This window comes from Dysgonomonas sp. Marseille-P4677, assembly GCF_016652235.1.
GTDB lineage: Bacteria > Bacteroidota > Bacteroidia > Bacteroidales > Dysgonomonadaceae > Dysgonomonas.
This window is the reverse complement of record NZ_JAEPKU010000133.1, coordinates 1-12079: the sequence shown is the minus strand read 5'-3', so window position 1 is coordinate 12079 and position 12079 is coordinate 1. Positions and strand designations below refer to the sequence as shown.

8 protein-coding genes are annotated in these 12079 nt (G+C 36.1%); 5 read left to right on the top strand and 3 right to left on the bottom strand.

From position 1 onward, the window contains the following. On the top strand, positions 1-998 hold a 998-nt coding region (gene ilvC / locus JGH11_RS16640), incomplete at its 5' end, for a ketol-acid reductoisomerase (protein ID WP_201113693.1). A 252-nt stretch (positions 999-1250) separates the two neighbouring features. Here the strand turns inward: ilvC and trxA are convergent. Beyond that, entirely contained in the window at positions 1251-1568 is a 318-nt protein-coding gene (gene trxA, locus JGH11_RS16635; protein WP_201113692.1) for a thioredoxin, read from the bottom strand. Positions 1569-1662: 94 nt separating this feature from the next. Continuing rightward, positions 1663-5412, bottom strand: a complete 3750-nt coding sequence (dnaE, locus tag JGH11_RS16630) for a DNA polymerase III subunit alpha (protein ID WP_201113691.1) — start codon at positions 5410-5412, stop codon at positions 1663-1665. A 180-nt stretch (positions 5413-5592) separates the two neighbouring features. Between dnaE and JGH11_RS16625 the strand changes: the two genes are divergently transcribed. Beyond that, positions 5593-8004, top strand: a complete 2412-nt coding sequence (locus tag JGH11_RS16625) for a carboxypeptidase-like regulatory domain-containing protein (RefSeq protein ID WP_201113690.1) — start codon at positions 5593-5595, stop codon at positions 8002-8004. 174 nt (positions 8005-8178) lie between these two features. After that, positions 8179-9327 (top strand): iron-containing alcohol dehydrogenase, encoded by a 1149-nt coding sequence (locus JGH11_RS16620; protein WP_201113689.1) that lies wholly within the window; start codon positions 8179-8181, stop codon positions 9325-9327. Positions 9328-9394: 67 nt separating this feature from the next. Here JGH11_RS16620 and mdh read toward each other — a convergent pair whose 3' ends face one another. Further along, a complete protein-coding gene (gene mdh, locus JGH11_RS16615; protein ID WP_201113688.1) occupies positions 9395-10336 on the bottom strand; it encodes a malate dehydrogenase in 942 nt (313 codons plus the stop codon). Positions 10337-10581: 245 nt separating this feature from the next. On the opposite strand from mdh, the gene JGH11_RS16610 reads away from it, so the two are divergent. Further along, complete coding sequence (locus tag JGH11_RS16610) at positions 10582-11472, top strand: hypothetical protein (RefSeq protein WP_201113686.1); 891 nt, start codon at positions 10582-10584, stop codon at positions 11470-11472. Beyond that, on the top strand, positions 11472-11966 hold the full coding sequence (locus JGH11_RS16605; RefSeq protein WP_201113684.1) for a GNAT family N-acetyltransferase: 495 nt from the start codon (positions 11472-11474) through the stop codon (positions 11964-11966). The genes JGH11_RS16610 and JGH11_RS16605 overlap by 1 nt, the downstream gene beginning before the upstream one ends. The last annotated feature ends 113 nt before the right edge of the window (positions 11967-12079 follow it).

The following is a 12079-nucleotide window of genomic DNA, read 5'->3' as shown; positions in this document are numbered from 1 at the left end:
ATGAATTTCCATTGGAAAAAGCAAGAGAAGTATTGAAAAATGAAACAATTGCAGTTATCGGTTATGGAGTACAAGGACCGGGGCAAGCTTTGAATCTTCGCGATAATGGGTTCAATGTAATCATCGGACAACGTAAAGGTGGTAAAACTTGGGAGAAAGCTATCGCAGACGGTTGGGTTCCGGGCGAAACTTTATTCGATATAGAAGAAGCTGCTGAAAAAGGTACAATTATTCAGTATTTACTGTCTGATGCTGCCCAAATTGAAGTTTGGCCTCGTCTTAAACCATACCTAACAGCTGGTAAAGCATTATATTTTTCGCACGGATTTGGCATCACTTACAAAGAACGTACAGGGATTATACCTCCGGCCGATATAGATGTAATTCTAGTTGCGCCTAAAGGTTCTGGAACAAGTCTTCGTCGTATGTTCTTGGAAGGTCGTGGTTTGAATTCAAGTTATGCTATATTTCAAGATGCTACAGGCCGTGCTAAAGAACGAGTAATTGCTCTTGGTATTGGTGTTGGTTCAGGATATTTGTTCGAAACAGATTTTAAACGTGAAGTATATTCTGACTTAACAGGCGAACGTGGTACACTTATGGGTGCTATCCAAGGTATTCTTCAAGCTCAATACGAAGTGCTTCGTGAAAATGGGCACTCTCCATCAGAAGCATTCAACGAAACAGTAGAAGAGCTTACTCAATCGTTGATGCCTTTATTTGCAGAAAAAGGTATGGACTGGATGTATGCTAACTGTTCTACTACAGCTCAACGTGGAGCCCTTGATTGGATGGGACCTTTCCACGATGCTACAAAGCCAGTGTTTGAAAAATTATACAAAGAAGTAGCTTGTGGAAATGAAGCTCAACGCTCAATTGATACAAACTCTAAGCCTGACTATCGTGAAAAGCTGGAAGAGGAATTAAAAGCTCTTCGCGAAAGTGAAATGTGGCGTACAGGTGCAGTAGTTAGAAAATTGAGACCTGAAAATAACTAATAAGCGTTAGATTTATTTTATATAAGTCTTACGGTCTATTATAAAAATACTATTTATCCGTTAGTAAAAATTTATTTTACTAACGGATTTTTTTTATGCATCTTAGTTTATTCTATTCTTGATATATGAAAATCAGGAATAGATATTTATAAAATGCCAGAGAGTAATAAGATTTATCTTATTACTCTCTGAAAGTACATATCCATCTATAAAACTATAATATCTATAGATGGATGAGTAGTTTATTAAAACTTATTTTAATAAGTTTTCTATTTTTTCTGTCAAAACAGCTTTTTGAGCAGCACCAACTTGTTTGTCTACAACCTCTCCATTCTTAATGAATAAAATTGTAGGTATATTGCGAATGCCATACTTAGATGTAATCTCGTCATTATTATCAACATCCACCTTACCGATAGTTACTCTATCAGCGTATTCTGTGGCTAATTCTTCCACAATAGGGCCTACCATACGGCAAGGACCGCACCATTCTGCCCAAAAATCTATAACAAGTGGTTTGTCTGATTTCAATATGTCCTCAAACCCTGCATCTGTAATTTCTAAAGCCATAACTTTTTTCTATTTGTTTATTAATTATATTTATATTATTTATCAATCCGATTCGCTTCGCAAAGGTAATTAAAGTATTTAAATTATAAAAGTTTCAGTTAACCGTAAATATAATATTTTCGTTTTCTGTCAGATAATCAATTAGTTCCTGCCTGACATTTATTTTGAAATTGCGAGAAAACAAATCCACTTTCATATTTCTCTCACCATCAACTACCTGAAAATATAACAAAGAATTACCCGGATTGTTTTTTGTTAAAATAGATAATTCTTCTACCATTTGGTTGTTCATGTCGTGTAGAGGTAATGTGATCGTGAGTTTTTCAATCAACCTGTCTTTTACATCAGGTAACAATTGGACTGATAATAATTTAAATTCCAGTTGACTTTCGTCGTATCTACGTCCTTGCACACGTCCTTTTATATAAACATACAATCCGGGACGTCCATATTTACCAAAATTGATATAATCGTCTCCAAATAAAGGTATCTCACCACTACCTGTAAAATCTTCGATACGAATTATCATAAAAGGTTTTCCGGTACGGGTTATACCCTCCCTTACAGATGAAACAAGCCCTCCGATAGTAACATCTTTATTTTTAATAGCCTCCTTGTCTTCAATTTCAGACATTCCTACATTACAAACGTATTTCAAAATTATTTTATATTCGTCTAAAGGATGTGCTGATAAATAGATTCCGATGAGTTCGCGTTCTTTGTTCAAACGCTCGAGGTCAGACCACTTTTCTACATGCGGAATATCAGGACGAGCTATATCGAATGATGTATCGTCTCCAAAAAGAGAATTAGCAGCTGTGTTCTTATCCAGTTGATATTTATTTCCATAACGAATTAAGGAATCGATGAATATTTCACCTTTTCCATTTACCCCAAAGAACTGCTCCCTGCTTACTTCAGGAAAAGCATCGAAAGCACCCGCTAAAGCCAGTGATTCTATATTTTTTCTGTTGCATGTGCTTAGATTCACCCGTTCTACAAAGTCGAAAATGTTTTTGAACGGCCCGTTTTTTTCTCTTTCTTCTATTATATTCATAACAGCACCTTCTCCAACTCCTTTAACCGCTCCAATTCCAAAACGAATATTGCCGGTTTTATCCACTGAGAATTTGAGAAAAGATTCATTTACATCAGGGCCAAGTACGTTTATACTCATAGATTTACACTCATCCATAAACTTTGTGATTTCAGTTATATTGGATAAGTTTCGTGATAGTACAGCAGCCATATATTCGGATGGGTAATTCGCTTTTAACCAAGCTGTCTGATATGCTACCCAAGAATAGCAGGTAGCATGTGATTTATTGAATGCATAGGAAGCGAATTTTTCCCAATCGGCCCAAATTTTATCTAATGTTTTTTTTGCATGCCCGTTTTTTGTTCCTCCGGCAATGAACTTTTCTTTCAGGGCATTCATCTTATCGATAAGCTTCTTTCCCATCGCCTTACGTAATTCATCGGACTGACCACGTGTAAAATCGGCAAGTAGCCGGGATAGTAACATGACTTGCTCCTGATATACCGTAATACCATATGTGTCGTTTAGATAGCGTTCCATGATCGGAATATCGTAAGAAATTTCTTCACGTCCATGTTTACGGGCTACAAACGAAGGTATATAGTCCATCGGACCGGGACGATAAAGAGCATTCATCGCTATAAGGTCTTCAAATTTGGTTGGCTGCAGTTCCTTCAAATACTTTTGCATCCCTGCTGACTCAAACTGGAATGTACCTGTCGTTTTTCCCTGACTATAGAGTTCATAGGTTTTGGGGTCTTCTAATGAGATTGTACTTATATCTATTTCTTCACCTGTTGTATGCTTAATATTTTCAATGGCTTCTTTAATGATCGATAATGTTTTCAGACCTAAGAAGTCCATTTTGATGAGGCCTGTTTCTTCAATTACTGTACCTTCATACTGAGTAACAAGAATATTCTCGCCGGTCTCTTTATCTTCAGCTGTACTTACAGGTACAATATCGGATATAGCTTGCTGTCCGATAATGATTCCGCAAGCATGAACTCCCGTATTCCGAACGTTACCTTCGAGCATTTGTGCATACTTCAAAGTATCACGCATTATCGGGTCTGGACTATTGGCTGCATCTTTTAGTTCGGGTACATAATCTATGGCGTCCTTGAGGGTCACTTTTTTCTTATCGGGAATACGATCGGGTACGAATTTAGCCAGACGATTCGAATCTGCTAATGGTAATTTCTGAACACGCGCAACATCTTTTATTGCTGACTTAGTTGCCATTGTACCATAGGTTATGATATGGGCCACACGTTCCTGTCCGTATTTTTCAGTTACCCATTTCAAAACTTTCCCACGTCCATCATCATCGAAGTCAATATCGATATCAGGCATGGAGATACGGTCGGGGTTTAAGAAACGTTCGAAAAGCAAGTCATACTTAATCGGGTCGATGTCTGTAATACCCAAACAGTATGCTACAGCCGATCCGGCTGCAGACCCGCGTCCGGGGCCAACTGCTACTCCCATATTTCGTGCAGCTGCAATGAAATCTTGTACAATAAGGAAATAACCTGGGAAACCCATTGTTTTCATGACATCTAATTCAAAGTCTAATCGTTCGATAATTTCAGGGCTTCGATCAGTACCATAGCGTTTATCTGCACCTATCATTGTCAGATGTTTCAAATAATCAGACTCCAGTTTGATACGAATTACCTTATCATATCCTCCCAAACGGTGATATTCCTTATCACCAAACTCCTGTATAAGATCTGCTTCTGAATATTTCTGTTTATATCCTTCTTCTGTACCAAAAGATGCTTCTATTGTAAAAAATGGCATTAAGGCATCCGAATCGATAGAATAAAAATCAACTTTGTCAACCACCTCTAATGTGTTCTCCAATACATGAGGGAGATCAGCAAATATTTGATTCATTTCAGCCGTAGTCTTCAACCATTCTTGCTTTGTGTAACGCATTCGCTTAGGATCGTCAAAATCCTTACCTGTACTTAGACAAATCAAACGGTCATGTGCATCAGCATCTTCTTCTTCTACAAAGTGAACGTCATTAGTAGCAATGACTTTTACATTGAATTTTTCGCCTAGCTTCAGTAATTCTGCATTTACTTTTTGTTGCAGAGGATAAGCTTCGATATTAGCATCGGGGCGGTTTGTCTTATGACGCTGAAGTTCCAGATAGAAATCGTCTCCAAAAAGATTTTTAAACCATTGGACAGCTTTTTCGGTTTCTTCTACATCCCCAGCCTGTATTTTTTTAGGAATTTCACCTCCAAGGCAGGCTGTAGAAACAATCAAGCCTTCATGATATTTTTCGAGTAACTCCTTATCTATGCGGGGACGCATATAGTAACCTTCTGTCCAGCTCTGCGAAACCATTTTGATCAAGTTTTTATAGCCTTTCAGATTTTTTGCTAATACAACTAAATGCCAACCACTCATATCGGGTCTACCTTCTTTTAAGTGACGTCCCCGACGAGCGACATAGCACTCACAGCCTATAATCGGTTTGAATTTCTTGGCTTCCTGCTCTTTTATTTTTATCTTTAATTGTTCTATTTCTTCTCCATGATTGTTGTCCGTATCGCCTTTCAACTTCTTTATTTCACCTTTCAATTCTTTTATCGCTCCATCATATTTAGAGTTTTTCTTTTTTACATAGTTGTAAAATTCTTTGACTCCAAACATAGCACCATGATCGGTAAGAGCAATCCCCTTCATGCCATCGGCAATTGCTTTATCTACCAAATTTTGGATGCTGGCCTGTCCATCGAGCATTGAATATTGAGAATGGACATGTAAGTGTACAAAATTATTCATATCTGCGTTTTAGCTTTTTCCTGATTTGTAAAGTTACAACAATTAGAAGCTATACTAAAGAAAAAGTATTGGCAGTTTTCAACAAGTAAGGATTTTTAAAGATTCAGTTGATTAATAAAAAAATATTTCTAAAGAATGAAAGTATAAACTATCTTTGAGAAGAAAATGTAACACAACATAATGATAAAAAAGAACTTCCTATTTTTACTCCTTTTAATTTCTATTTCTACATATGCGCAAAAGGTTAAGATTGCAGGAGTGGTGACGGATAGCAAGCATTATCCTATCTCTTTTGTATCTGTAGTACAGGCCAATAGTTTAAATGGAGTATATACTAATAACCAAGGATTCTATGAATTGCAGGCGGCTTCGAAAGATTCTATCAAAATAATTTTCTCATCTGTCGGGTATAAGAAACATATATATATACTTCCAGACTTATCGGAAGATGTAATATTGGATGTTGTATTACAAGAGGAAGACAAGGTATTGAATACCGTTGTGATAGAAGGCCAAAGGACGGTAACCACCGTCATAGAGCGAGTCGATTATTTAGCTACTAAACGTGCGTCTAATCCATGGAGGAGTATCGAAGCTCTTCTTGCAACAATGGGTGGGGTAAGTTCTACAAATGAACTTAGTTCGCAATATTCGGTGAGAGGAGGTAATTTTGATGAAAATATTGTATATGTTAATGGAATTGAGATTTATCGTCCGTTTTTAGTTCGTTCAGCTCAGCAGGAAGGTTTAAGTTTCATAAATCCTAACATGGTGCAAACAGTTGGTTTTTCGGCGGGAGGATATAGTGCCGAATATGGAGATAAAATGTCTTCGGTTCTTGATATAACTTACAAGAAGCCAAAACGTTTTGAGGGTGCTGCTTCTGCCAGCCTATTAGGAGGTGATATCTATATAGGAAGTTCTACTGATCGTTTTTCCCAAGTTACAGGTTTTAGATATAAAACATTACGCTCACTTCTGGGTACGTCTGATACAAAAGCAGAGTATGATCCTTCGTTTCTAGATTTTCAAACTTATATAACTTATTCTTTATCATCCGGATGGAATGCAAGTTTTCTCGGAAATTATTCTCAAAATACATATAAATTTACCCCTACTACTAGAGAGACATCATTTGGTACGCTAATGACTCCGCGAACATTTAAAGTATATTTTGATGGTTGGGAAAATGATAAATTTCTGACTTATCAAGCCGCTCTTACGATAAATGGTAAATTAAATGATAATTTTAATATAGGCTTTACAGCTTCAGCTTTCTCTTCGGATGAGCAGGAAAGATATGATATAGAAGGTAGCTACTTATTGAAAGAAACGGATCTGACAGGGGAGGGGTACGAAAATAAAACTGTATTAGGTGTTGGTACATATCATGATCATGCACGTAATAAATTAAAGTCGAATGTATATACATTTTCTCATTTTGGGAATTTGAGAATAGATAAGAATCTTATTAAGTGGAGTCTAAGTTATCAGAAGGAGGAGATAAGTGATAAAATAAAAGAATGGGAAATGCGTGATTCGGCAGGATATTCTTTACCTAGCAATGGAAAAGAAGTGAATCTCTATTCCAATTTAAAGTCGGATAATAGAATAATCCCATCCCGTATTTCGGGGTATATACAAGATACATATACATTTGAGACGGGAGAAGGCTTGTTTATACTGAATGCAGGTCTGCGTGGAAGCTATTGGTCTTTCAACAAGGAGTTCATTGTCAGTCCACGAGGGGCATTGGCTTTTGTTCCGGCAGGGATAGAAAACTTATCTTTTCGTATAGCAGGAGGGGTGTATTACCAAGCGCCCTTTTACAAAGAGTTTCAACATGTTTTAAGTATAAATGGAAATAACATAGTCGAACTGAATAAGGATATTAAATCTCAAAAATCAGTTCATCTGGTATTAGGTAGTGATTATTATTTGGGGGGAGACAAAGAACAAAATATACCTCCATATAAGCTATCAGGAGAAATCTACTATAAAAAATTATCAGATCTTGTACCCTATACTGTGAATAATGTAAAGATAAGATATTCAGGTGAAAATGAGTCTAAAGGCTATTCGATGGGAGTAGATGTGAAATTGTATGGAGAGTTTATACCCGGAGCAGATAGTTGGGTAAGTATATCTTTGATGAAAGCACAGCAGAAAATAGAGGGTGTTGATGTCCCTCTTCCAACAGATCAGCGTTTTAATCTTGCTTTGTTTTATCAGGATTACTTCCCCGGATATGAGCGCTTAAAGATGAGTCTTCGAGGGCTGTGGTCGCAAGGGCTTCCTGTTTCGGCTCCGCACAAAGGATATGAAAGCGGGTATTTTCGTACTCCTGCTTATAAACGAATCGATCTTGGGTTTTCTTGGCTTATATTAGGTGAGGACTTTTCGATTCGAAACAAGAATTCAGGACTAAAAGCTTTCCGAAATATTTGGTTAGGATTAGATGTTTTCAATCTTTTTGATATGCAAAATACTAATACTTATTATTGGGTAACTGATGTTTATAATCAACAATATGCTGTTCCGAACTATCTTACAGGAAGGCAATTGAATGTAAAATTATTGGCCGAATTTTAAATATCAATACAGTTAATTTATCTATATACAGAATATTTTACCCATTTGTCGAAGGTAAAAATAGTGACAAATAAAAAGCATGCAAAACCTGTTACTTTTGTTACCTTTTTAGTTCCTTATTTGTATTTAATCAAGTTAAAGATATAACTTTGTTATAACTCAAAAAATATTGTTATGGAAAATTTCACGTATGTAAATCCCGTAAAGATTATATTTGGTAAAGATACCATCAAGGAAATCGTTAAAGAAATACCTAAAGCTTCTAAGATACTAATGATCTATGGAGGAGGTAGTATTAAAAAAAACGGAGTATACGACCAGACAGTTGAAGCACTGGGCGGATACGAATGGTCTGAATTTTCTGGAATAGAACCTAATCCACATTACGAAACTTGTATGAAAGCTGTGGCAGTAATAAAAGAAAAGAACATAGATTTTCTTCTTTCTGTGGGTGGTGGATCAGTTCTGGATGCAACCAAATTTATAGCAGCCGCAGCCTGTTTTGAAGATGGTGATCCTTGGGCTATTTTGTCGAAAAGAGCGGTTATAAAGAAAGCTTTGTCTTTTGGTGATATAATAACATTGCCGGCAACAGGATCGGAGATGAATTCGGGAGGTGTAATTACTCGTGCCGAAACACAGGAAAAATTAGCATTTGGTTCATCTCTTACATTTCCTAAATTCTCTGTGCTCGACCCTACTGTGACATATACATTGCCTGTTCGTCAAGTCGGAAATGGTGTTGTAGATGCTTTTGTGCATGTGATGGAGCAGTATCTTACTTATAACGAAGATGATACTTTGCTTCAAGATCATTTGTCTGAAGCTATAGTGAAAACTCTTGTTGCAGAAGGTCCAAAAGCCTTGAGTACACCAACTGACTATAATGTTCGTGCTAACCTTATGTGGGCATCTACATGGGCTTTGAACGGTTGGATAGCACAAGGTGCACCTGAAGATTGGGCCACACATATGATCGGCCATGAAATTACAGCTTTCTATGGTTTGGATCATGCTCAAACATTAGCGATTGTGCTACCGGGAGTAATGACTGTATTGAAAGAGCAAAAAGGGAAAAAAATAATTCGTTTAGGAAAAGAAGTTTTCGGTATAGAAGGAAATGGTGCTATTGAGAAAACAATTGAAGCAGTAGAGGGCTTTTTTGAAACAATGGGTGTGAAGACACATTTATCTGATTATGGTCTCGGAGACGAAGCTATAGAGAAAGTCAGCAAACGTTTAGCGGATCGTGGTTGGAAACTCGGAGAATGTGGGAATATAACCAGCGATGTGGTAAAAGAAATACTGATACTTAGAAAATAAACTAATAAAAGAAAAGCATGAATTCAAGAATTCATGCTTTTCTTTTATTTAATAACGATGCTAGTTGTTAGATAGCACCATTTTCTTTTAACACAGCATTTGTTTTACGAACAGCAGCAGCAGATGCTTCAAACTTTTCTTTTTCGTCTGCAGTCAGTTTGATATCGATCACTTTTTCCCATCCATTTTTACCTAAAACAACAGGAACTCCAATGCAGATATCATTTTGACCATATTCACCTTCTAATGCTACACAACAAGGAATAACCTTCTTCTGGTCGTGTATAATAGATTCTACTACATATGCTCCGGCAGCACCTGGCGCATACCAAGCAGATGTGCCTAAAAGACCTGTTAATGTAGCACCTCCAACCATAGTATCTGCAACAACTTTATCCAATACTTCTTTAGATAGGAATTCTGATACAGGAATACCTTTGTATGTTGCAAGGCGAGCAACCGGAATCATGGTTGTATCTCCATGGCCACCTATTACCATACCTTCCACTTCATTCGGATTGCATTCCAAAGCCTGACTTAGGTAATATTTGAAACGAGAGCTATCCAAAGCTCCTCCCATACCTATAATACGGTGCTTAGGAAGACCTGTCACTTTAGATGCCAAATATGTCATTGTATCCATTGGGTTTGAAATAATAACAAGAATGGCATTAGGAGAGTATTTAAGAATGCTTTCAGCGACACTCTTTACAATACCGGCATTTACACCGATAAGCTCTTCACGAGTCATACCCGGTTTGCGTGGAATACCTGAAGTAATAACAACAACATCTGAATTTGCAGTAGCTGCATAGTCGTTTGTTACGCCTTTTATACGGCTATCAAAGCCAAGCAATTGAGCTGTTTGATTCATATCTATTGCTTTACCTTCCGAAACGCCTTCTTTTACATCAAGCATTATCACTTCATCTGCCACCTCATTGAATGCAAGTACATTTGCACATGTAGCACCTACATTACCGGCTCCTACAACTGTTACTTTAGACATAATAATTCTTTTATATTATAATAATTAAAATTTATTCTAGTATCCCAAAGTGTCAGGTACAACACAATCCTATTGTTTGTATCGCTGAAAAAGTCTAACAAATGTACATGCTTATTCTGAAATAAAGAAGATTTTATAAAGCAAAAAAAAATGTTTTACAAAAAAAAGTGAAAGGGTATTATCCTTTTGTTCAATATATTTAAAACTTATATATTTGTAGTCGCTTAAAATATTTAGCATATATCATGAGTACGGAACAAAAGAATAATTCTAAAATACTAATTATAGTAATTGTTTTACTGCTTGCAGCAATGGGTATTGCAGGCTATTTTATTTTTAGTCAGAAGGCTCAAATTGCAGACTTACAGGAAGAAAGTAGCCTCAATAAACAACAACTAGAAGATGAATACGAAAGCCTTTCAATGCAATATGAAGGTTTTAAGCTGAATATAAAAAATGACTCTCTCCTTCAAAAACTAACTAATGAACAAACTAAGGTACAGAGATTGTTGGAAGAACTTAAAACTGTAAAGGCCGATAATAAAGCTGAAATAAGCCGATTAAATAATGAATTAGCCAGTCTGAGAAAGATTCTTAAGTCATATATTGTACAGATTGATTCTCTTAATAGGGCTAACGAACAGCTAAGAAAAGAGAAAAAAGAAATAACCAATAAATATCAGGAAGCAACCCGCAACCTGAACGAAGTTTCGCAACAAAAACAGAATTTGACTGAAAAAGTAACTCTTGCCGCAAAACTGGATGCTACCGGTATAAGTGTGCAAGCTACTAATAGTAAAGGAAAGGTTCAGAAGAAGATTAGTAAAGTAGAACAATTGATTATAAATTTTACTATTACCAAAAATATTACAGCTGAACCTGGCGAGAGAACGATTTATCTCCGTATAATGAAACCGGACAACGATGTCTTGACTAAGAGCCGAACAAATGTTTTCCCTTTTGAGAATAAAGATATCAACTACTCCATCAAAAAGATTATTGAATATGGTGGTGAAGAAGTAGGAGTGACAATGTATTGGAATGTAGAGGAATATCTAATGCCAGGCACATATAGAGTCGATATTTTTGCTGATGGTAATCGTATTGGTGTTAAATCATTTACTTTAGAGGACTGATGAAAGTAGTAGAAGCATCTATTGATGAGATATTCATTATTCAATCGCTTTCGGATAGGATTTGGCCTCCAACTTTTGCAGATATCCTTTCAGAAGAACAGATTGGTTATATGATGGATATGATGTATAGTACTACTTCTTTGGAACAGCAAATACAGGAATTAGGTCATCGTTATTTATTAGCTAAAGATGGTGATGAGTATTTAGGTTATGTTTCCTACGAATTGAACTATAAAGAATCAGAGATTACAAAAATTCATAAAATATATGTATTACCTTCTATACAAGGGAAAGGTATAGGTCGGTTGTTTCTTGATACAGTTGGCGATATAGCAAAAGCTAATCATAATAGAAAATTATCGTTGAATGTTAACCGATTCAATAAGGCGGTTGATTTTTATAAACATATAGGATTTGAAATAATTGGAAAGGAAGATATTGATATTGGTAATGGGTTCTTAATGGAAGATTATATATTGAATAAAAAACTTTAATGAAAAATATCAGCTCTACCTTAACTCTCCTTTACAACTAGTTAATCCTTAATTAATAAACTAACAAGCTATTAAAAATGAAAAAAACAATTATTTATTCTATTGGGGTGTGT